This is a genomic window from Cellulosimicrobium sp. SH8 (genome assembly GCF_025818875.1).
GTDB lineage: Bacteria > Actinomycetota > Actinomycetes > Actinomycetales > Cellulomonadaceae > Cellulosimicrobium > Cellulosimicrobium cellulans_D.
The window spans coordinates 219,829-240,750 of the sequence record NZ_JAMXMH010000009.1 but is presented as its reverse complement, the minus strand read 5'-3'; the positions used below and the strand labels follow the sequence as shown (position 1 = coordinate 240,750).

Genomic DNA, 20,922 nt, shown 5'->3' with positions numbered 1-20,922 from the left:
AGGACGCCGTTGACTCACGGTCAACAACGCTACGCCTCTTGTTGACTCGCGGTCAACAACGGCGTACAACGGATGTCATGCCCCGCACGCCCGCGCCCTCCGCCGATCCCCCGGCTCTCGCCGACGCCACGAGCCCCCCGCACGGCGCGCGCCGCCGACGCGAGCCCGCCGACCGCCGTCGCGAGCTGCTCGACACCGCCGCGCGGCAGGCCGACGAGCACGGCCTGGACTCCCTCACCCCCGCGGTCGTCGCCGCGCGGTCGGGAGCGTCCAAGGCGCTCGTCTTCCACTACTTCGGGTCCACCGCGGGACTGCGCCGGGCCGTCGCGCTCGAGGCCGTGGCGGGGCTCGAGGCGGCGACCGTCGCACCGGACGATCGTCCCCTCGGAGAGCGTCCGGCGCTCGCCGTCGCGTCGTTCCTCGACGCGGTCGAGGCCCGGCGCCTCGTCTGGCAGGACCTCTGGCGCGGCGCGCTCGCCGAGGACGACGCGACGCAGGAGGCGCTCGCGCGCGTCCGGGAGGGCCTCGTCGCCCGGCTGACCTCCACGGTCTCCGCGACGTCCGGCGCGCCGCTCACGTCGCCGCGCCTCCGGCTGATCGCCGCGGGCTGGGTCGCGCTCGTCGAGAACGTCACGGCGGCGTGGCTCGGCGGGAGCGAGCTGTCCCGCACGGAGATCGAGCGGCTCGTCCTCGCGAGCGCGGTCGTCCTCGTGCCGGAGCTCCCCGAGCCCGCGCGCGGCGCGGTCCTCGCCATCGCCCGGGCGAACTCGTCCCCGGCGGGCTAGCGTCGGGAGAGCGCCCGCCAGACACGTACACAGGGCGGCACGGACGAGGTCGGGAGGAAGCGCATGCGCGTGGTGGTCGTCGGGGCGAGCGGGAACGTCGGCACCGCGCTGCTGCGCCGGCTCGCGGCCGAGCCCGTCGTGACGTCCGTCGTCGCGGTCGCACGCCACGTGCCGCGCGCCGACGGGTCGAGCACCGTGCGGTTCCCCCACGACACCGCGACGTGGCGCTACGCCGACGTCGCCGCGACGGACGCCGCCGAGCGGCTCGCCACCGCGTTCGCCGGGGCCGACGTCGTCGTGCACCTCGCGTGGGCGGACCGGGGCGGCCACGGACGCCGCCGGGCGAACGTCGAGGGCGCGCGCGCCGTCGCCGCGGCCGCGCGGCAGGCCGGCGTCGCCCACCTCGTCGTCGCGTCCTCGGTCGCGGCCTACTCCCCCGCCCCCTACGCGGGCGACGCGCGGGACGTCCCCGTCTCCGAGGGCTGGCCGGTCCGGGGTGCCTCCGGCGCGCCGCACGCGGAGGACAAGGCCGCCGTCGAGGCCCTGCTCGACGACATCGACCGCACCGACGGGATCGTCGTCTCGCGCGTGCGGTCACCCCTCGTCCTCCAGCGCGACGCCGCGTCCCAGATCGCCCGGGACCTGCTCGGGCCCCTCGCCACGCGCGCGCTGCGACGCAGCCCGCTGGCGTCCGTCCGCGTGCCCGAGGGCCTGCGGTTCCAGGTGGTCCACGCCGACGACCTCGCCGAGGCCTACGCCCGGATCGTCGTGGGACGTCACCCGGGGCCGTTCAACGTCGCCCACCCCACGGTGCTCGGGCCCCAGGACGTCGCGGACGTCGTCGCCGACGGCCACCTGGAGCGGGTGCCCTACGGGTCGGTGCGGACGGCGGTCGTCCTGGGCCGCGCGGCACGCCTCGTGCCGGTCGGCGCAGACTGGCTCGACCTCACGATGCGGGTACCGGTCCTCGACACGCGGCTCGCGCACGAGCTGTTGCGCTGGACACCCGCGCACGGTGCGAAGGACACCCTGGCGGAGCTGGTCGACGGCGTCCGTGCGGGCGCCGGGACGTCGTCGCCGCCGCTCCTGCCCCGCTGACCCGCCGCGGCCGTCGGTCGACCGCACCGGGACGCCGCCAGGCACGACGTGAGGGTCGCCATCGCACGGATGACGACCCTCACGTCGTGCTCGGCAGGACGGTAGGTGCGCGTCAGCTCTCGAGCGCGGCGTCCAGCGTGATCGTCGGGACGCCCGCGAGCGCCTTCGACACGGGGCACGTCGCCTTGGCCGTCTCGGCCGCCTGCTGGAACCCGGCCGCGTCGATGCCCTCGACCTCGCCCCGGACCGTGAGCGCGATCGTCGGGATCTGGAAGCCGCCCGCGGGGTCCGGCGCGAGCGTGACCTCGGCCGTCACCTCGAGCGAGACGGGCGTCGCGCCGGCCTCGGCGAGCACGGCCGAGAACTGCATGGCGTAGCACGACGAGTGGGCGGCGGCGATGAGCTCCTCGGGGCTCGTGACGCCGCCCGCGTCGTCCGCGGCGCGACGCGGGAACGAGACGTCGTACGTGCCGACCTTCGAGCTCGACAGCTCGACCTGGCCCTGACCGTCCTGCAGTCCACCGTTCCAGGCGGTACGAGCGATACGCGTGGGCATGCGAGATCTCCTTCGACGTCGGGGTGCCCGGGAGGGACCGGGCTCGTCCCGACCGTAACGCCCCGCGGGCCCACCTGCCCCCGAGCGCGGCGCACGTCACAGTGCCGTCGCCGCCGCCGGCGGTCCGCGGCGCGCCCGTAGAGTGTGCGCCCGTGAGCGTCGAGGAGATCCTGGGGTTCGTCACCGGCGCCGCGTGCGTGTGGCTCGCGGTGCGGCAGAACGTGTGGACGTTCCCCGTCGGGCTGGCCAACAACGTCGTGTTCCTCGTGCTGTTCACGGGCGCAGGCCTGTACGCCAACGCGGGCCTGCAGGTCGTGTACCTCGTGCTCGGCGCGCTCGGCTGGTACTGGTGGCTGCGCGGCGGCGCGGACCGGGGACGGCTCGTCGTGCACCGCACGCCGCGCGCGGCGTGGGTGGTCGGGCTGATCGCCGCCGCGGCGACCACGGCCGCGCTCGTCGCCGTCCTCACGACCTGGACCGACTCCGCGGTGCCGTTCTGGGACGCGCTCACGACGTCGTCGAGCCTGCTCGCGCAGACGATGCTCGGGCGCAAGTGGATCGGCAACTGGTGGGTGTGGATCGCCACGGACGTCGTGCTCGTCGGGTTGTACGCGAGCCAGGGCCTGTGGCTCACCGCCGCGCTCTACGTCGGGTTCGTCGCGCTGTGCGTGCAGGGCCTGCGCGAGTGGGCGGCCGCCCGGCGCGACCCCGGCGCCGAGGCGCCCGCGGGCACGGCGGACCCGCGAGCCGTCGGCCCGGCCCCCGTGCCCGACGACGCGGAGCCGGCCCGGTGACGCGGCTCGCCCACGGCCTCGTCATCGGCAAGTTCTACCCGCCGCACGCGGGCCACGTGCACCTGGTCCGCTCCGCGCTCGCGCGCTGCGAGCGCGTCACCGTCCAGGTGCTCGCCTCGACGAGCGAGTCGATCCCCGCCGCGCTGCGCGCCGCGTGGCTGCGGGCCGAGCTGCCCGGTGCGCGCATCGTGCACGGGCTCGACGACGCGCCCGTCGACTACGCCGACCCGCACGCGTGGGACGAGCACGTGAAGGTCATGCGTTCCCTCCTCGACCCCGACGACCCGCCGGTCGACGCGGTGCTCACGTCCGACCGGTACGGCGTCGAGCTCGCCCGGCGGTTCGACGCGACGTGGGTCCAGGTGGACCCCGACCGCCGCCACCTGCCCGTGTCCGGGTCGGCCGTGCGCGCCGACCCCGCGGCGCACTGGTGGGCGCTGCCCGCGCCGGTCCGCTCCTGGTACGTGCGGCGCGTCGTCGTCCTCGGCGCCGAGTCCACGGGCTCGACGACGCTCGCGACCGACCTCGCCGCCCACCTCGGGCTCGACCCCGTGCTGGAGTTCGGGCGCGAGTGGTCCGAGGTCCGGCCCGGCGGCCTCGCCGCGCCGTGGCACACCGCCGAGTTCGACCTCGTCGCGCGCGAGCAGGCCCGGCGCGAGGACGACGCCGCCGCGGTGTCACCCGTCCCGCTCCTCGTGTGCGACACCGACGTGCTCGCCACGACGCTGTGGCACGAGCGCTACGTGGGCCACCGCTCCCCCACCGTCGAGACGCTCGCCGCCGCACGGCGCCCCGACCTCTACGTCCTGACCGGCGACGAGATCCCGTTCGTCCAGGACGGCCTGCGCGACGGCGAGCACGTACGCCACGCGATGCAGGACCGGTTCCGCGAGGTCCTCGCCGCGACCGGCCCACGCCTGGCGGACCCGGCCGACGTCGTGCGGCACCTCGGCCCCGCCGAGCTGCCGACGCCGGACGGCGTCCACCCCGGCGTCCCGTGGTTCGAGGTGCGCGGCGACCGGGCGAGCCGGCTCGCCCAGGCCCTGGCCGCCGTCGGGCCGCTGCTCGCGACCCCGCGCCACGTCGCCGACCCGCTCCCCCAGGCCGGCACCGACGCCTTCTGATCCCCAGACCCGCCCCGGCGAGCCCCGCGGACCTGGCACGGACGTCCCCACGACCCGCGGACGACGGTGGCAGGATCGGCCCGTGACCGATCTCGAGCACGTGTCCTCCGCGCCGACCCGGCCGCAGCCCGCGGGGCAGGCCGCGCGCGACCCGTTCGCCCTGGGCGTCGACGACCTGTTCGGCACGCCCGTCTCCGCGGCGGGCTCCGACGACGGCGCGGCCCGGGGCGGGCTGCCGCTCGACGAGAAGCTGCGCCAGGCGTACTTCTGGGTCGTCAACCACGCGATCATCAGCCCGCACTACGACGTCGAGTTCGCGGCGCCCGGCGCGCGGGAGACGAGCTTCCGCCTCGGCGACTCGAAGGCGCTCCTCACCCTGCCGAGCGACCAGTCGTACTCGAGCTTCGTGCTGCTGCCCCTCCTGACGTTCGCCGTGCGCGGGCGGTGCCTGATGATCGGCGGGCCGGGCCGCGGGAAGACCGCGAGCGCCGTGCTCATGGGCGTCCTGGCGGGCTACCCGGTGCGCGAGGTGCGCCGCGCGATGCAGCACGGGCACCCGCAGCTCACCGTGTCGGACCTGTTCGGCACGCCGCTGCCCAAGGACCTGGTGCAGGCGGACAGCCTCGCGGACGTGGACGTCGCGTGGCGGTCGTGGCTCGGCATGCGCGTGAAGATCGTCGACGAGTACAACCGCATCCCGACGCGCACGCAGTCGGCGCTGCTCACCGTGCTCGCGGACGGGTACGTCGAGGTCTACGACCAGGTCTACGAGACGGGCGACGCCGCCTGGTACCTCACGGCGAACGACGACGCGGGCGGCGGCACGTACCAGGTCGTGGACGCCCTGCGGGACCGCATCGACGTCGTCGTGCACGCGCTGCCGTTCAACAACCGCTTCCTGGGCGACCTCGTGGCCCGGGCGGAGCGGCGCGTGCGCCCGGAGGAGAACGTGCCGCCGGAGATCGTGTTCGACGCCGCCGAGCACGACGCGCTGCACGCCGCGATCCTCGCCGTCCCGTTCCCGGAGCCGGTGCGCCGCCGGCTCGAGTTCTTCGCGAGCCAGCTCGAGGTGCTGGAGCGCGCGGGGTGGCAGTTCGAGTACCGGACGAAGGACACGGCGCGCGTCGCGGGCGTCGACCCGCACCTCGTGGCGACGGCGGACACGGGGCGCGACCGCCTGGGCGACGTGGGCGCGCAGACCCTCAACGGCCTGTCGGTGCGCGCCCTGCAGTCGCTCGTCGCGTACGCGAAGGCGATGGCGTACTTCCGCGGGGACGCCGAGGTGGAGCTCGCCGACCTGCGCGCCGTGCTCCCGTTCGTCCTGCACGACAAGCTGCTCCCGGACCTGCAGTCGGCCCCGTTCGACGACCGCGAGCGCGAGCCGCTGCGCTCGGACCGCGTGTCGTGGATCCGCGACCTGTTCGACACGGCGTGCCGGCAGTACGACGCCGCGGGCCTCGACGACCAGGACGACGTGGGGGCGGTCCTCGCGCACGTCGCGGCCGGGTTCGAGGGGCTGCCCGAGGCGGAGGTGCTGCGCCGGCTCGCCCGGATCGAGCACGTGCTCGCGTCGTGGGAGCAGCACGCCAAGCTCCACGGTCACGTGTACGAGGACGCGCTCGCGCTCAAGTACGCCCACCAGCGGTACACGAACTACCTCACGTGGCTGCGCTGGAGCGGCGCGTGACGCTGCCCGACGGCGCCCGGTCGCCGTCGGCCGGCGACGCGGCCCCCGGGAGTCGTCCGCCCTTCGCCGCCCGCGCGCTCGCGCAGCGCGAGCGGTACGACGCCGTCCTCGCGCGCGCGCTCGCGCACGGCGCGGACCGCGACGCCCTGGCCGACGCGGTGCGGGAGGTGGCCGCGGCCGCGGACCCGCTCGCCCGGCAGCTCGGTGCCGACGCGTTCGCGTCGACGTGCGACGCGCTCGTCGACGCGCTCGGGCGGCTCGCCGCCGCCCGTCGCTGGCGACCTGGCGCGCCGGAGCGGCGCGCGCTCCTCGACGTCGTCCCGCGGCTCGCGCCGTGGCTCGCCCTCGCCCCCGCGGCCACGGTCACGGCGGTCGTCGATGCGGCACGGGCCGTCGGAGGCGGTCCGGGTGCGCGCGGGGACGCGACGGCGTGGGCGACGCGCGTGGTCGACGCCGCCGCCGCGGGGGGCGGCAGCCCGGCGAGCGTCGGCCCGGGACCCTCCGCGACGGACCTGGTCCGGGGCGCGGTGCTCGTCGCGGCGTGGCGCAGCGGGCTCGTGCGCTACCGGGACGCGGCGCTCGACGCCGCGCGGTCGCTCCCGGAGCCGGTCGCGCGGGCCGCGCTGTCGCTCCCCCCGTCCGGGGCGTCCGGGGCGGGCGGGGCGTCCGGGACGGATGGGGCGGTCGACGCCGCGGGCCTGCGGGCCGTGCTCGACCGCCACGCCGCGGACCCGTGGTGGTGGCCCGCCGTCGGGCAGGGCGTCGAGCCCGCCGGGACGCGGTGGGTCCGGCTGCCGGGCGCTCCCGGGCCCGCCGAGGTCCTGGGGCGCTTCGGAGGCTTCCGCGGGTTCGGCGGGCCGTGGCTGTCGCCCGCGCTCGTCGTCGGCGCCGACGCGCGCCACCCCGGCCTGCGCTGGGTGCTGCTCGCGACCGGCGACGGCCCGCCGACCGCGGTGGACACCGCCGTGGGCGCCGCCGGCGTCGGCGACGAGACGGTCGAGTGGACGCTCGTCGCCGACGTCCACGGCGCGTTCGTCGCGCGCGCCCCGGGTGCGGGCGACCACGCCACCGGCACGGTCACCCCGCCGGGGACCGACGTCGACGACCAGAGCCTGCACGGGTCGGACCACGGTCCCGCCGGACCACGCGCGCCCGACCCGGCCCCCGGCGCGGCCCTGACGGACGTCAGCGGCGCCGCGGTGGTCGAGACGCCGTCGGGCCGCCTCGCGCTGCTGAGCCGGGCCGGCTCGTACGACGTCCTTCTCGTGCGGTGGCCGCGGTGAGCGCCCGCGCGACGCCCGACCTCGGGGCGCTGCGCGAGCGGTGGCACGCCGCGTGGCCCGAGGCGCTCGCGGCCTGGGGGCGGTTCACGCGCCTCGGCGCCCCGACGCTGCACGGCCCCGCCACTGTCCCGGAGGGGGTCGGGTCGTTCGCGTGGTTCTCGACGACGCGCGTGAGCGTGCACGTGGACCTCGCCGAGGTCGTGGAGCTGGGGATCGAGGACCACGCGGTCGCGGTCCTCGCGCACGAGGTGGGGCACCACGTGCTCTCCCCCGGCGATCTCACGACGAGCGCGCTCCTCGTCGCGCGCACGCGCGCCGGGCTCGTGGACCAGGACCAGCTCGCGCCGCTCACCGCCAACCTGTGGAGCGACCTGCTCATCAACGACCGGCTCCAGCGCCGCGCCGGGATCGACCTCGCCGGGCTATGGCGCGCCCTGGGGCCGGGGACGAGCACGGTCATGCAGACCGTGCTGCGCGCGGACGAGATCCTCTGGGGCCTGCCGCGCGGCGACCTCACCGCGTCCGACGTCCCGGTGGCCGAGCGCGAGGCGACGCTCGTCGCGCGGCTCGTGCGCGCCTACGCGGACGACCCCGTCGGCGGTGCCGCCGGGTTCGCCGCGCTGCTGCGCACGCTGCTCGCGTCCGAGGCGGGGACGCTGGCCACCGCGCAGGACCCCCGCCGCCAGGCCCGGCCCGAGCACGGCGACCGCGAGGTCCGCCGGCGGCACCTGCAGCGGCGGCGGTCCACGCTGCCCCAGGTGGTCTGCGGCCAGGACGAGGTGGCCGGCGCGGTCCCCGGCGGGCTCGCGACGGACCCGCGAGCCGTCGAGCCCGTGCGCCACCCCGCGCTCGACCCGCGCGTCGTCGGGGACCTCGGCCTGGGCGCGGACGACGATCCCGAGGCGGACGCCGCGCAGCACGCGCCCGGGGTGGACGGCGAGGGCGCGCACGACGCGACCGGCCAGGCCCTCGCGCCGGCGGACTACGACGCGACGCTCCGCCTGCTCGGGCTCACCACGGACGCCGCGGCGTCGGCCCGGCGCTGGTACCGCGAGCACGCCGCGCCCCTGCTCGTCCCGTTCCCCGTGCGCGAGCACGTGCGCGCCACCGAGCCGCTGCTCGGCGCGCACGAGCAGTGGGACGTGGGCGACGAGCTGAGCGAGGTGGACTGGACAGGGACGCTGCTGCGCTCGCCCGTCGTCGTGCCGGGGTTCACGACCGTGCGCCGGTCGGTCGACGAGGACACGGGCGACGAGCCGGACCGCGTCCCCGTCGACCTCGACCTCTACCTCGACTCGTCCGGCTCCATGCCCGACCCCACGCGCCGCGTCGCGCCGATCGCGCTCGCCGGGGCCGTCCTCGCGCTCTCGGCCCTGCGTGCGGGTGCCCGCGTGCAGGCGACGACGTGGAGCGGGCCGCAGCAGGTCGCCGGGACGGACGGGTTCGTGCGCGACGAGGACCGCGTGCTCGACGCGGTGGTCGCGCACTTCGGCGGCTCGACGTCGTTCCCCGTCCCGCTCCTGGAGCGCACGCACCTCGGCGACCCGGTCACCGGGGCCCCGCCGACCCGCACGCGCCCGTGCCACGTCGCCGTCATCTCCGACGACGGCGTCGTGTCGATGTTCGACGACGTCGTCCGGCTCCGGTGGGGCGCGCGCCCCGACGCCGAGCTGGTCGCGCCCCACGAGGGCACCGCGGCGCGCGCGGTCGCGGCGGCCGGAGGCGGGGGCACGCTCGTGCTGGACGTCTCGACGAAGGGCGCCACGGCGGTGCGGGAGTACGCCGTCGGCTACCGGGTCCACGCCGTGCAGACCCAGGACGACCTCGTCGCGTTCGCCCGCGCCTTCGCACGCGAGCTGTGGGGCGCCTCGGCCGGGGCCCCGGTGAGCACGGCGACGAGAAGCACGACGGCGAGCAACCGACCGGAGGGAGCCCACCGTGGCCGATGATCCCGCCCGCCCGACGGTGGAGGGTCCCGCGCTCGCCGACGTCGTGCACCGCCTGGCCGACACGCCCCCGGACGTGCTGGACCATCCCGTGGTCGCAGCCGCCGCGCTCGTCGGCGACACCGCGGACCTCCTCGCCGGCGGCGGCGCGGTCGGCGTGCTGCGCGGCCCCCAGCGCGCCGCCGTCGAGGCGCTGTGCACCCACGCCCCGTACGCGGCGCTCGCCGGGACCGCCTGCTGGCTCCTGCGCGACGAGCACCTGCTCGCCGCTCCCGCGTCCCGGGCCGCCGCGACGCCGGGCGCGCTCGTCCGGGTCGTCGAGCAGACGGTGCCCGCCCTCGCGCTGCTGCGGACGCCGGAGGAGTGGCTGCACGCGCCGACGGCGCGCGAGGAGCTTGCCCGGGCGGTGCTGCGCGAGCTCGGGCTGCGGCCCGCGGGCGAGAGCCCCGAGGTGGCCCAGGACCGGTGGGCGGCCGTGAGCACGGCGGAGCAGCGCCGGATCGCGCGCGAGATGGCGCAGGAGGCACGGCGGGCCGAGCAGCTCGCGCGCGAGCTCGCGGACAAGCGCGCCAAGGAGGCCGCCGCGCAGTACGCCAACTACTGACGAGGACCGCATGACGACACCCGACGACGCACCCGACCTCACGCTCGACGAGTACGCCCCCGGCGCGGCGGTCGCGCTCACCGACGCGGAGCGCTGGCCCACGCTCGACGACGCGGGCCGCGCCGCGCTCGACGCGGTGCGCGAGCATCCCGCGGCCCCCGCCTGGGTCCACGTCACGGGCGACCGGCTGCGCCCCGACGACCTGCCGGCGCTCGACGAGGTCGCCGCACGCCTCGCCGCGGGCCACCCCAGCACCCGGTCCGACACCCGCGCCGAGGTACCGGCGGCGTCGCCCGGCGCCGCGAACCCTGCGCCCGGCGCCCCGCCCGCATGGGTGGGCGCCCTCGTCGACCGGGCGCACGCCGTCGTGCCCCGGTACCGCCGGGCGCGCGACCGCGGGGAGAGCCGTGCCGGGTCACCGCTCACCGCGGTCCGTCCCGTCACGCGCGACGACCTGCGGCACGACGTGGCGTCGTTCGTGCCGGTGGACGTGCCGCTGGGCCGCGTGCTCGAGGGCACGAGCTCCGGCAGCACGGGCGCGGCGGTCCGCGTGCCGCTGCACCCCGTGGCCGTCGCGGCGGACCTCGTGCTCCTGCAGCACCTCGTCACCGCGGCGGCAGCAGGCGCCGGCGCGACCTGGGATCCCGTTCCCGGCCGCCTGGGCCTGATGAACCTCGTGGACCAGCGCGAGGCGTTCACGTACGCGTCGGCGATGACGGGGTTCCGGCGCGACCCCGGCGTCGCCGCGCCGAGCATGGCGCGCGTCAACCTCGACCCCGGCGCGTGGACGCACCCGGGCGACCGCGCGGCGTTCCTCGCGGCGCAGGACCCGCAGGTGGTGTCGAGCTCGCCGCTGCCGCTCCTCGCCCTCGCTCGGCTGGCAGAGGAGGGCCTCGCCCTGCACCCGCTCGCGCTCGTCAGCGGGGCCGCGCACCTGTCCGACGTCGCCCGCGCGCGCCTGCGCGCCACGTGGGACGTCCCCGTCGTCGACCTCTACGGGCTGCGCGAGACGGGCGCGGTCGCGGCCCGCACCGACACGGGCCCGTTCGTCGTGGTCGCCGGCCGGCGCGTCTGGGTCGAGGTCCTCGACGACGGCGGCACCCCCGTCCCCGACGGCGACCTCGGCGAGGTCGTCGTCACCGTCGACGAGAACCCCTACCTGCCGCTGCTGCGCTACCGCACGGGCGACCGCGCGCGGATCGTGCGGCGCGGCGCGCGGGTCGAGCTGCACGACCTCGAGGGCCGGTCCCCCGTGCGCTACCTACGACCGGACGGCGCGTGGGTGCCGTCCGTCGACGCCGCCCAGCATCTCCAGGCCCACGGCATGGCCGCGTGGCAGCTCCACCAGTCCGCGGACGGCAGCGTCGTGCTCGACGTCGTCCCGGACGCCCCGGGCGGGGCCGGGTCGCAGGCCGCGCGCGCCGCGGGGGACACCGTCGGGCACCTCCTCGGACGGCGCGTCACCGTGCGCGAGGTGAGCCCCGCCCGGCTCGGAGCCGGCCGGGCACGGCGCTGGTCGAGCGACGTGCCCGGCGGGGCCGCGTGACGCCTCAGCCGAGCTGCCCGGCGGGACGGTAGACGACCGAGGACGCCTTGTTGTCGAACGTGCCCAGCGTCGCGCAGTGCGGCGTGCAGTTCTTCTTCGCGCCCGCGTAGCTGTACGAGTCGTACAGGGTGACCCAGCAGCCCGCGTAGGTCGTGGCGGACGTGACGACGTTGTTCATGAGCAGGTTCGCGAGGTTCGGGAACCCGTACGTGGACCCCCCGTAGCAGCCGTTGGTGCCCGACCCGTAGAGCACCTTGGACGCGCCCTTGTAGTTGGCGTCCCGCCACAGCACGCCGAGGACGAGCGAGGAGGCGGCCGCGGCGGTCACGCGCTCCGTCCCGGCGAGGCGCTGCCCGGCCGAGGCCGACGACGCCGACGCGTTGAGCTCGGAGACCAGACCCTCCACCTCCGCCGCCGTCGCGTCGGCGAGCCGGGACGGGGCGACGTCGCCGCCCGAGACGAACTCGAGCGCCTCCTCGAGCGAGCCGAAGCACACCTCGGGCGCGGGCGCGAGCGTGTCGGGGTCCTGGCCGGGCAGGAGCGGCTGCGCCTCGACCGCACAGCTCTCGCCGGTCGAGACCTGCGCGTCGGCGGTGGGGTCGGCGCCGCGGTCCCAGGTCACGACCCGCAGGTCCGGCTCCGCCGCGAGGGCAGGCGCCGCGGCGGCGGCGCTGAGGGCAAGTCCGGCGACGAGCGCGGCGGACAGGACGCGGAGCGAGGATCTGGTCATGGTTTCTCCTTCTGCGTGGGCCACGCCCCCGGGTTCGCACCCCGTGGACCTGCCGCGGGAAGGGGACTCCCACAGGACGGCCACGTCCTGTGACCCCGCCCGCATCGTAGAGCGTGCCGCCCTCGTTGTCTCCGGCTCGGGGCCGGTTCCGGCGCCTGCCGCTGGGCAGGTCGGGCGGTCGTTGGTTACCGTGCTCGGGTGGTCTGTGTCCCACCCGGGCGAGACCGCAGGGAAGGACCCATCCACGAACCCTTCGCCGAACCGGCCCTGCCGGGGAGATGAGTGTCGATGAAGCACCGTTCTCTACCCGTGTCGCTGACCGCTGCCGCCGCGAGCCTCGCCGTCGTCGCCGCGGCCGCAGCCCCTGCTGTCGCGGACCCGCCGCCCGACCCCGGGGACTCCCTCGGCGTGCAGTCAGGCGCGTCCCTCGCCCCGACCGACAAGGTCGCCCCCTCGCTCGCGAAGGCGACCGGCACCGTCACGGCGTTCGTCGAGCTCGACGCGCCGTCGGCCGTCGACCTCGCCGCGCAGGGTGCGAGCCCTCAGGAGGTCGAGGCCAACGCGCAGGAGGTCGCACAGCTCGCGGACGACGTCGTCCCCCAGCAGGCGACCGCCCGCAGCGCCGGCGCGCGCGACCCGCAGCAGGTGTCGGTGACGAGCACGCTCGTCGCGGGCGTCGTCGTCACGGGCGACGCGGCCCGGGTGCGCGACCTCGCGCGCGACGCCTCGGTCGTCACGGTCTACCGGATCATCCCCAAGAAGCCCGCGAACAAGGGCACGGACGTGTTCACGCGGGCGCTCGAGACGTGGCAGAGCACCGGCCTCACCGGCGAGGGCGTGCGCATCGGCATCATCGACACGGGCATCGACTACACGCACAAGGCGTTCGGCGGCCCCGGCACGCAGGAGGCGTTCGACGAGGCGTACGGCGACCGCGGCACCGGCCCGGTCCCCGACGGCACGTTCGACGAGCTGAAGTTCCTCGGCGGGCACGACTTCGCGGGCTACGACTACGACGCGAGCGGCACCGTGCCCGGCACGACGCTCGTGCCGACGCCCGACGAGAACCCCATCGACTCGCTCGACTCGGTCGGCTCCGGGCACGGCTCCCACGTGGCCGGCACGACGGCCGCGTACGGCGTCACCGCGGACGGCGAGACGTTCGACGGCGACTACTCCACCCTCACCGACATCTCCGACTGGCAGGTCGGCCCGGGCTCCGCGCCCGAGGCGGGGCTGTACGCGCTCAAGGTGTTCGGCGACCTCGGCGGCTCGACCGGCGTCGTCGTCGACGCGCTCGAGTGGGCGGCCGACCCGAACGGTGACGGCGACCTCTCCGACCGGCTTGACATCGTCAACCTCTCCCTGGGCTCCGACGGCTCCCCCGCGGACGACCCCGAGAACCTCTTCATCGACCAGCTCTCGCGCCTGGGCACGCTGTCCGTCATCGCCTCGGGCAACGCGGGCGACGTGACCGACGTCGGCGGCTCGCCCGGCAACGCGCGCACCGCCCTCACGGTGGCGAACTCGGTCGGCGACACCCAGACGTTCGACGCGGTGCGGGTCGACGCCCCCGCGGCGCTCGCCGGCGAGTACCCCGCCCAGAACTCCCAGGACTACGCGGGCGGCGCGGACGTGACCGCCCCGGTCGCGTTCGTCGCGGGCGACTTCTCCGGCTGCGCGGCGTTCACGCCCGAGCAGGCGGCGGCCGTCGCGGGCAAGATCGCGTTCCTCTACTGGGACGACAACGACGCGACGCGCGCGTGCGGCAGCGCCGCGCGGTTCAACAACGCGCAGGCCGCGGGTGCGGTCGGTGTGCTGCTGTCCTCCGAGCTCTCGTCGTTCGTCGCCGGCATCGCGGGCAACGCGGGCATCCCCGGCGCCCAGCTCACCGGCCCGAGCCACGACGCGCTGCGCCCGGCGATCGAAGCCGGCGAGGTCACGATGACCGTCGGCCCGTCGTTCGCGCTGTCGTCGTTCGTCTCCATCCCGGAGATCGGCGACACGCTCAACAGCGGGTCGTCGCGCGGCGTGCACGGCTCGCTCGGCATCGCCAAGCCCGACGTAGCGGCCCCCGGCACGGGGATCGCCTCCGTCGCGTCCGGTCACCTGGACGGCGCGAGCATCAAGTCCGGCACCTCGATGGCCACCCCGCACGTCGCCGGAATCGCGGCGCTCGTCAAGGAGGCCCACCCGGGCTGGGCGCCGGCCGAGGTCAAGGCGTCCGTCATGAACACCGCGACGCACGACGTCTTCACCGGGCCGTCGGGCACGGGCACCGCCTACGGCCCCGAGCGCGTGGGCTCCGGGCGTGTCGACGCCGTGGACGCCGTCGAGAACACGACCCTGGCCTACGCCTCGCAGGACTCCGACCAGGTGTCCGTGGCGTTCGGCGTCGTGCCGGTCGGCAAGGACACCGTGACGGTGCGCAAGACCGTGACCGTGCAGAACACGGGCGACGCCCCGAAGACGTACGCGACGAGCTTTGCGCAGTCCAGCACCGCGGGCGGCGCGACCGTGTCCGTCGCCCCGGCGTCGGTCACCGTCCCCGCGGGGCAGCGCACGGTCGTCACCGTGACGCTCACCGCGGACCCGGCGACGCTCGCCAAGGAGCTCGACCCGACGTCGTCGGCCGACTCCGGCCTCGGCGTGCCGCGCGACTTCGTGTCGTCGGTCAGCGGTCGCGTCGTGCTCACCCCGACGGACGGCACCGCCGCGCTGCGGGTCCCCGTCCAGGCGTCGCCGAAGCTCGTGAGCGACCTCTCCGGCTCGGCCGTCGCCTTCCCGGGCTCGGCGACCACCGCCGACCTCGACCTCGACGGTCGCGGCGTGGCCTCGGGTGGCTGGTTCTCGCTCGTCGCGCCGTTCGAGCTCAAGACGACGAGCCCGCGCCTCGAGGCGGACGCGGCGGTCGGCGCCTCGGCGTCGGCCATCGCGGCGGCCGACGTGCGCGCGGTCGGCTTCACGTCGACGGCGCCGCAGGTCGCCGCGGACGGCGGCGACCCCGCCGACGGCGTCATCGGCATCGGCGTCGCGGTCGACGGGCAGTGGGCGAGCCTCGGCTCCGTCTCGATCCCGGCGGTCGAGGTCGACGTCGACTCCGACGGCACGGCCGACTTCGAGGTCGCGGCGATCAAGTACAACAGCGAGACGGACCTGACCCTCGCGGCCACGTTCACGCTCAAGGACTGGACCGCACCGGACGGGAAGAAGTACAAGGCGGGCGCCAACGTCGACCTCCAGCCGATCAACTCCGTGTGGGGGAACGTCGACACCTCGGTGTTCGACAACAACGTCGTCGTGATCCCGGTGGGCATCGGGTCGCTCGGCATCGAGGAGGGCGACGTGCCGACCTTCCAGGTCCTCACGTACTCGCCCTACTCGCAGGCCGCCGACCAGCTCGTCGACGCGACCGAGACGTTCACGGGCGACCCGTACGACCCCGCCTACTGGTTCGACGGCGGAGACCAGCTCCTGTACGTCGGGGCGGACGACACGTCGATCCCGGTGCACCGCTCGGAGGCCGCGGTCGAGGCGGGCAGCGGCAAGCTCCTGCTGCTGCACCTGCACAACGCGACGCCGACCAAGCGCTGGCAGACCGTGGACGTCACGACGTCCGCCGTCGTCGACGCGACGGTCACGGCCGAGGCGCGCTGCCTCGGCGGCAAGGCGCACGTCGCGGTCCGCGTGCTCAACGAGTCGGGCGCCACGGCCGACGTCGTGGTGACGACCCCGTACGGCGAGAAGACGTTCCCGAACGTCAAGGACGGCAAGAACGCCTACCAGTCGTTCTCGTCGCGCTCCGCGTCGTTCGACGCCGGCTCCGTGACCGCGACCCTCACCGCCGAGGTCGACGGCGAGGAGGTCACCACGACCTACGACGCCGACTACGAGGCGCTGAGCTGCTCCTGAGCCGCTCACCGCACCGCGCGAGGGCCGTCACCCGTCCGGGTGGCGGCCCTCGCCGCGTCCGGGGCCGAGCGGGCCCGGACCGACGGCGGCGGCTACGCTCGCGGCGTGAGCGACTTCCCCACCCCTGACACGTTCTTCGCCCTGCGACCCGGCCCCGCCGCGGGGACGGGGCCCGCCGGAGGCCCCGGCCTGCGCCTCGCCGTGCACGACCTGGGCGAGATCGTCCTGCCCAGCGGCCGGCTCGAGGCGTCCGACCCGTTCACGCTGCTCGGCGAGGGTCTCGTCGTGCAGGTCGAGCCGGGCCGGTACCCCGTCCGTGTCACCGTCGCCGACGTCTCCGACGAGCAGGACGGCTCCCACCTGCGCGAGGCGTACCTGAGCGTCGTCCTCGCCGACGGCGAGGTGGTCGCCGTCGAGCCGGTCGTCCCGGAGGGCGCCGACGGGCCGCCCGAGGCCGGCGCCGCGTACGGCGTGCCGGTCGACGCCGGGACGGTCGCGTTCGCGGACGCGGACGCCGTCGCCCGGCTCATGCCCGACGGCGACTGGTACGACGAGGTGTTCGACGACGGCACGGACACGAGCTGGTTCGCGCTCACGGACTCCCCCGACCACCTGCGCGAGGGGTCGGCGAACATCCTGCTCCCCGGCGCGCAGGACGGCGAGAACGTCGTGCTCTCGCACTCGGGCTGGGGCGACGGCTTCTACCCGCTCGTGCGCACCGTCGCGGCCGACGGCACGGTGCTCGGCCTCCACCTCGACCTCCTCGTCGCCCTCCCGGACGAGGACGACGACTGACCGGAGCCTCGTCCCTGCGCCCGCCCGCGCGCGCCTCGGGCGGGACGCTCCTAACCTGGTGACGTTCCCGGACCGTCCCACGAAGGCAGGGCCACCATGCCCAGACACGGCACGCACACGAGCGAGCTCGCCGGACGCTTCTCCCAGGACCCCGACTGGGACTACGAGATCCGCACGACCCTCGGCGGTGCGTTCTCCGGTGCCGCCGACGTGGGCGAGGTCCTCGCGGCCGTCGCCGACGTGGGGAAGGACCACCGCGCGTGGTTCCGTGCCTGGGACGCGCTCGGCGAGCGGGTGGCCGCCGTGGGCGAGTCGTCCGCCGTGGCCGGGCACCGCGTGAGCGCCGCCTCGGCGTTCCTGCGCGCATCGTCCTACTACGCCGTCGCGGTGAACGCGGTCGCGGGGCTCGAGGACGAGTCCCCGCTCGTGCCGACGTTCCGCAAGCACCGGGCCGCCTGGGACCGCTGGGTCGACCTCGTCGACCTGGACGTCGAACGGGTGCAGATCGACTACGAGGGCACCACGCTCCCGGGGTACTTCTTCCGCGCCGGGGACGACGGGGCCCCCGGCTCCGTGCCCCGGCCTGTCGTCATCGCCGTGAACGGCTCCGACGGCTCGCTGACGTCGCTGTGGTCCGCGTGCGTGTCGGGGGCGCTGCGCCGCGGGTACCACGCGCTCGTGTTCGACGGTCCCGGCCAGCAGTCGATGCTCTTCGAGCACGGAGTCCCGTTCCGCCCCGACTTCGAGGCCGTCCTCACGCCCGTCCTGGACACCGTGGTGGCACGGCCCGACGTCGATCCCGAGCGGGTCACCGTCTACGGGATCAGCCAGGCCGGCTACTGGGTCACGCGCGCGCTCGCGTTCGAGCACCGGCCGGCCGCCGCGGTCGTCGACCCAGGGGTGGTGGACGTCGCGACGTCGTGGGAGCGCGAGGTGCCCAAGAGCCTGCTCAAGCTGCTCGACAAGGGTGACGACCACGCGTTCGACCGCGACATGGACCTGGGCATGCGCTTCTCGAAGGGCACCGCGCGGACATGGCGCTTCCGCGCGCGGCCGTACGGCGTCGACGGGTACGCCGCGACGCTGCGCGAGGTGCGCCGGTACGACGCGACCGAGGTCGCGGGTCGGGTCACCACGCCGATGCTCGTCACGAGCCCCGAGGACGAGCAGTTCTGGCCGGGCCAGTCGGAGCGCCTGGCCGGGATGGTGCCGGGCGCCACGGTCGTCACGTTCAGCGACGGCGAGGGCGCGAGCGGGCACTGCCAGCCCCTCGCCCGCGCCCTCACCGAGCAGCGCATGTTCGACTGGCTCGACGAGCGGCTCGCCCGGTAGGACCCGAGCTCCTCCGCCGTCAGACCCGGACGCCGAGGCCCTGCAGCTCCAGCACGAGGCCCTTGATCGCCGCGGCCGGGACCTGGCCCGACCCGCTCTCGACGATCCCCGCGACCGACGCCGGCACCTCGGCGTCGGAGCACAGCACGAGCGGGGTGTCGGCCGAGGAGTCGGGCAGGCGGCCGTGCGAGCCCTTCACGTACGACGCGTCGAGCGGGACGGTGCTCATGGCGTAGCGCAGCCCCACCTTCTTCTTCACGAGGTTGAGGCCGGCCTTCGCCTTCGCCAGCTTGTCCGCGGGGTCGAAGAACAGCTCGGCGGGGTCGTAGCCCGGCTTGCGGTGGATGTCGACGCCCCGCGCGTACTCGGGCGCGCGCGCGTCGTCGAGCCAGAAGTAGTACGTGAACCAGGCCCCCGGCTCGGCGACGACGACGAGGTCGCCGGAGCGCTCGTGGTCGAGCCCGTACCGGGCCTGCGCCTCGCGGTCGAGCACCTCGTCGACCCCCGGGACGCCGCGCAGCAGGTCGGTGACGCGCCGCTGCAGCGCGAGGTCGTGCTGGTCGCCCAGGTAGACGTGCGCGACCTGGTGGTCCGCGACCGCGAACGCGCGCGACGCCCACGGGTCGAGCTGCTCCTTGCCGTCCTGCACGTAGACCTCGAGCAGGCCCTCGCGGCGCAGGATGCGGTTGAGGTGCACGGGGGTGTCGGCGTCCGCGATGCCGTACTCCGAGACCACGAGGACCGTCACGCCCTGGTTCGCGGCGTCGTCGAGCAGCGGCGCGAGGGTCGCGTCGAGCTCCGCCGCGGCGGCGTCGGCCTGCGGGGACGTCGGGCCGAACCGCTGCAGGTCGTAGTCGAGGTGCGGGACGTACGCCATCGTGAGGTCCGGGGCGTGCGTGCGCAGCACGTGCCGCGTCGCGTCGACGATCCACCGGGACGAGGAGATGTCCGCCGTCGGGCCCCAGTACGTGAACAGCGGGAACTCGCCGAACCGGCCGACGAGGTCGTCGTGCAGCGCCGCCGGGCGCACGTACGCGTCCGGGGACTTGCGCCCGTCGGCGTGGTAGATCGGCCGCGGCGTGACGGTGACGTCCGTCGTCATGCCCATCGCGTACCACCAGCACACGTTCGCCGACGAGTACTCGCGGCGGGCGCGGCGCGCGGCCTCCCACAGCTTCTCGCCCTCGACGAGGCGCGCGTGCTGACGCCACAGGTACACGTCGCCGAGCTCGCGGAAGTACCAGCCGTTCCCGACGATCCCGTGCTGCGACGGGCTGAGCCCCGTCGTCATCGTGGCCTGCACGCTGCAGGTCACCGCGGGCAGGACCGTCGCGAGCTCGGACTGCCAGCCGCTCTCGGCGAGCTGGCGCAGGCGCGGCATGTGCGCGAGCGCGGTCGAGGTGAGCCCGACGACGTCGAGCAGCAGCACGGGCTTCATGCGGTCCTCCTGATGATGTGGTTGGTCGCGGTCGAGCCCGGGGTTGCTGTCGTCATCGGCGACTTTCCGGGAGCAACCTCGTGCTCGGCGGTGAGGTGGGTCGTGGCCCAGCGGAGCTCGGCCGCGATGCCGGCGACGAGCGAGGCCGTGGCCGCTCCCTCCGGGAGCACCGACCACGTGTACGTCTCGACGTCGAGGTGGGCCTCGTCGCCGTGCGGGGCCGCCCGCACCGCGTCGACGGCGTCGCGCAGGACGTCGGTCGTCGCGGCGAGCGGGGCGGCGGGCTCGTGGTGCAGCGGCACGTGGAAGTGCACGCGCCACGGCCCCTCCCCCGGCAGCGCGTGCCCGACGGCGTCCCCCGTGTCGGGCGCGGGTGTCTCGCCCAGGGCGTCGGGCAGGTCGTCGGCGGCGAGGACGTCGCCCGCCGCCGTGAGCTCGCGCACCTGGTGGATGTAGCGCTTCTCGGCGAACGCGCCGACGGCGGCGCGCGCGGCCGGGTCGGACGGGTCGTCGACGTGGAGCGCGGCCGACGCCTGCACCTTGACGACGCGCAGCCCGGCGTCCGTGATGCGGCGCACCGTGGCCGCCGTCCCCGCGCGGCGGTCCGCGAAGGACACCGCGAGGTGGCACGTGTCGAGGCACACCCCCACGTGCTCGGGGTCGACGCGGCCCTCCTCGGGGACCCCGGTCCCGGTGCGCGCGGCGAGCCACCCCACGACGTCGTCCACGGTGTCGAGCACGCAGCCCGGCTCCGGCTCGACCGCGACGCGCACGACCTTCCCCGTCCGCTCGCGCAGGTCGCGCAGCCCCGCGCCCAGGGCGACGAACGCGCGGGTGGCGGCCTCGTCGTCGGCGTCCGACCACGGCTCGCGCCACGCGAGCGGGAGGGTCGAGATCGAGCCCGCAGCACCGTCGGGCAGGAGGTCGGCCAGCACCTCGGCGCACTCGAGCGTGTACGCGAGCCGCTCGGGCTGCGCCCACGTGGGCGTGTAGACGTCGAGCTTGACGACGTCCGCGTGGAAGCCGCCGTACGGGAACGCGTTGAGCGTGTGGACCTGCAGGCCCTGCTCGTCGAGGACGGCGCGCAGCCACGCGCGGTCCGCCGGCGACGCGGCGAGCCGGTGCGCGAGCGTCGCGGGCATCCAGAGCCCGACCCCGAGGACGTCGAGCCCCGCGGCCGCGCGGACGGGGCCCGCATAGGTCACGAGCTGCTCGACGACCCCGTCGAGGTCCTCGGCGGGGTGGACGTTGGTGCAGTACGACAACAGCATGGTGGTGCCCTTCCGAGACGG

16 protein-coding genes are annotated in these 20,922 nt (G+C 75.8%); 12 read left to right on the top strand and 4 right to left on the bottom strand.

All coding sequences use genetic code 11. The features are described 5' to 3' along the window. Window positions 1-77 precede the first annotated feature (77 nt). Both NF338_RS14170 and NF338_RS14165 read left to right on the top strand, forming a co-directional pair. Window positions 78-785, top strand: coding sequence for a TetR/AcrR family transcriptional regulator (locus tag NF338_RS14170; protein WP_264031372.1), 708 nt, complete (start codon window positions 78-80; stop codon window positions 783-785). 63 nt (window positions 786-848) lie between these two features. Continuing rightward, complete coding sequence (locus NF338_RS14165) at window positions 849-1,883, top strand: NAD-dependent epimerase/dehydratase family protein (protein ID WP_264031371.1); 1,035 nt, start codon at window positions 849-851, stop codon at window positions 1,881-1,883. A 112-nt stretch (window positions 1,884-1,995) separates the two neighbouring features. On the opposite strand, the gene NF338_RS14160 is transcribed toward NF338_RS14165, so the two are convergent. Next, on the bottom strand, window positions 1,996-2,439 hold the full coding sequence (locus NF338_RS14160; RefSeq protein WP_087469886.1) for an OsmC family peroxiredoxin: 444 nt from the start codon (window positions 2,437-2,439) through the stop codon (window positions 1,996-1,998). Window positions 2,440-2,591: 152 nt separating this feature from the next. Between NF338_RS14160 and pnuC the strand changes: the two genes are divergently transcribed. The 7 genes from pnuC to NF338_RS14125 all read left to right on the top strand — a co-directional run bounded on the left by pnuC (window position 2,592) and on the right by NF338_RS14125 (window position 11,423). Then, window positions 2,592-3,233: a nicotinamide riboside transporter PnuC gene (pnuC, locus tag NF338_RS14155; protein ID WP_264031370.1), complete on the top strand. Its 642-nt coding sequence runs from the start codon at window positions 2,592-2,594 to the stop codon at window positions 3,231-3,233. Then, window positions 3,230-4,357, top strand: a complete 1,128-nt coding sequence (locus NF338_RS14150) for an AAA family ATPase (RefSeq protein WP_264031369.1) — start codon at window positions 3,230-3,232, stop codon at window positions 4,355-4,357. Before pnuC ends, NF338_RS14150 begins: the two co-directional genes overlap by 4 nt. Window positions 4,358-4,439: 82 nt before the next feature. After that, the gene (locus NF338_RS14145) at window positions 4,440-6,044 is read left to right on the top strand and encodes a MoxR family ATPase (RefSeq protein ID WP_264031368.1); all 1,605 of its coding nucleotides are present in this window, start codon (window positions 4,440-4,442) and stop codon (window positions 6,042-6,044) included. Further along, window positions 6,020-7,327: a hypothetical protein gene (locus tag NF338_RS14140; RefSeq protein ID WP_264031367.1), complete on the top strand. Its 1,308-nt coding sequence runs from the start codon at window positions 6,020-6,022 to the stop codon at window positions 7,325-7,327. The genes NF338_RS14145 and NF338_RS14140 overlap by 25 nt, the downstream gene beginning before the upstream one ends. Then, entirely contained in the window at window positions 7,324-9,276 is a 1,953-nt protein-coding gene (locus NF338_RS14135) for a hypothetical protein (protein WP_264031366.1), read from the top strand. The genes NF338_RS14140 and NF338_RS14135 overlap by 4 nt, the downstream gene beginning before the upstream one ends. Next, entirely contained in the window at window positions 9,266-9,877 is a 612-nt protein-coding gene (locus NF338_RS14130) for a hypothetical protein (protein ID WP_264031365.1), read from the top strand. Before NF338_RS14135 ends, NF338_RS14130 begins: the two co-directional genes overlap by 11 nt. 10 nt (window positions 9,878-9,887) lie before the next feature. Next, window positions 9,888-11,423 carry an AMP-dependent synthetase gene (locus tag NF338_RS14125; protein ID WP_264031364.1) on the top strand — a complete coding sequence of 512 codons (1,536 nt, stop codon included), beginning with the start codon at window positions 9,888-9,890 and terminating at the stop codon, window positions 11,421-11,423. A gap of 4 nt (window positions 11,424-11,427) precedes the next feature. Here NF338_RS14125 and NF338_RS14120 read toward each other — a convergent pair whose 3' ends face one another. Beyond that, window positions 11,428-12,153 carry a hypothetical protein gene (locus NF338_RS14120; RefSeq protein ID WP_264031362.1) on the bottom strand — a complete coding sequence of 242 codons (726 nt, stop codon included), beginning with the start codon at window positions 12,151-12,153 and terminating at the stop codon, window positions 11,428-11,430. A 288-nt stretch (window positions 12,154-12,441) separates the two neighbouring features. Here NF338_RS14120 and NF338_RS14115 point away from each other — a divergent pair, with 288 nt between their 5' ends. The 3 genes from NF338_RS14115 (at window position 12,442) to NF338_RS14105 (ending at window position 18,192) form a co-directional block, all read left to right on the top strand. Further along, complete coding sequence (locus NF338_RS14115) at window positions 12,442-16,065, top strand: S8 family peptidase (protein WP_264031361.1); 3,624 nt, start codon at window positions 12,442-12,444, stop codon at window positions 16,063-16,065. Window positions 16,066-16,170: 105 nt separating this feature from the next. Further along, complete coding sequence (locus tag NF338_RS14110) at window positions 16,171-16,860, top strand: DUF4241 domain-containing protein (RefSeq protein ID WP_264031360.1); 690 nt, start codon at window positions 16,171-16,173, stop codon at window positions 16,858-16,860. Between the two features lie 96 nt (window positions 16,861-16,956). After that, window positions 16,957-18,192 carry an alpha/beta hydrolase family protein gene (locus NF338_RS14105; RefSeq protein WP_264031359.1) on the top strand — a complete coding sequence of 412 codons (1,236 nt, stop codon included), beginning with the start codon at window positions 16,957-16,959 and terminating at the stop codon, window positions 18,190-18,192. 19 nt (window positions 18,193-18,211) lie between these two features. Here NF338_RS14105 and NF338_RS14100 read toward each other — a convergent pair whose 3' ends face one another. After that, window positions 18,212-19,630, bottom strand: a complete 1,419-nt coding sequence (locus tag NF338_RS14100; RefSeq protein ID WP_264031358.1) for an alkaline phosphatase family protein — start codon at window positions 19,628-19,630, stop codon at window positions 18,212-18,214. Further along, window positions 19,627-20,901, bottom strand: coding sequence for a metabolite traffic protein EboE (gene eboE, locus NF338_RS14095; protein WP_264031357.1), 1,275 nt, complete (start codon window positions 20,899-20,901; stop codon window positions 19,627-19,629). The genes NF338_RS14100 and eboE overlap by 4 nt, the downstream gene beginning before the upstream one ends. Between the last annotated feature and the right edge of the window lie 21 nt (window positions 20,902-20,922).

Excerpts from the sequence above, each read along its gene's own strand:
- NF338_RS14170 (WP_264031372.1), top strand. The coding sequence starts at position 78 with ATGCCCCGCACGCCCGCGCCCTCCGCCGATCCCCCGGCTCTCGCCGAC.
- NF338_RS14165 (WP_264031371.1), top strand. The coding sequence starts at position 849 with ATGCGCGTGGTGGTCGTCGGGGCGAGCGGGAACGTCGGCACCGCGCTG.
- NF338_RS14160 (WP_087469886.1), bottom strand. The coding sequence starts at position 2,439 with ATGCCCACGCGTATCGCTCGTACCGCCTGGAACGGTGGACTGCAGGAC.
- NF338_RS14125 (WP_264031364.1), top strand. The coding sequence starts at position 9,888 with ATGACGACACCCGACGACGCACCCGACCTCACGCTCGACGAGTACGCC.
- NF338_RS14120 (WP_264031362.1), bottom strand. The coding sequence starts at position 12,153 with ATGACCAGATCCTCGCTCCGCGTCCTGTCCGCCGCGCTCGTCGCCGGA.
- NF338_RS14115 (WP_264031361.1), top strand. The coding sequence starts at position 12,442 with ATGAAGCACCGTTCTCTACCCGTGTCGCTGACCGCTGCCGCCGCGAGC.
- NF338_RS14105 (WP_264031359.1), top strand. The coding sequence starts at position 16,957 with ATGCCCAGACACGGCACGCACACGAGCGAGCTCGCCGGACGCTTCTCC.
- NF338_RS14100 (WP_264031358.1), bottom strand. The coding sequence starts at position 19,630 with ATGAAGCCCGTGCTGCTGCTCGACGTCGTCGGGCTCACCTCGACCGCG.
- eboE (WP_264031357.1), bottom strand. The coding sequence starts at position 20,901 with ATGCTGTTGTCGTACTGCACCAACGTCCACCCCGCCGAGGACCTCGAC.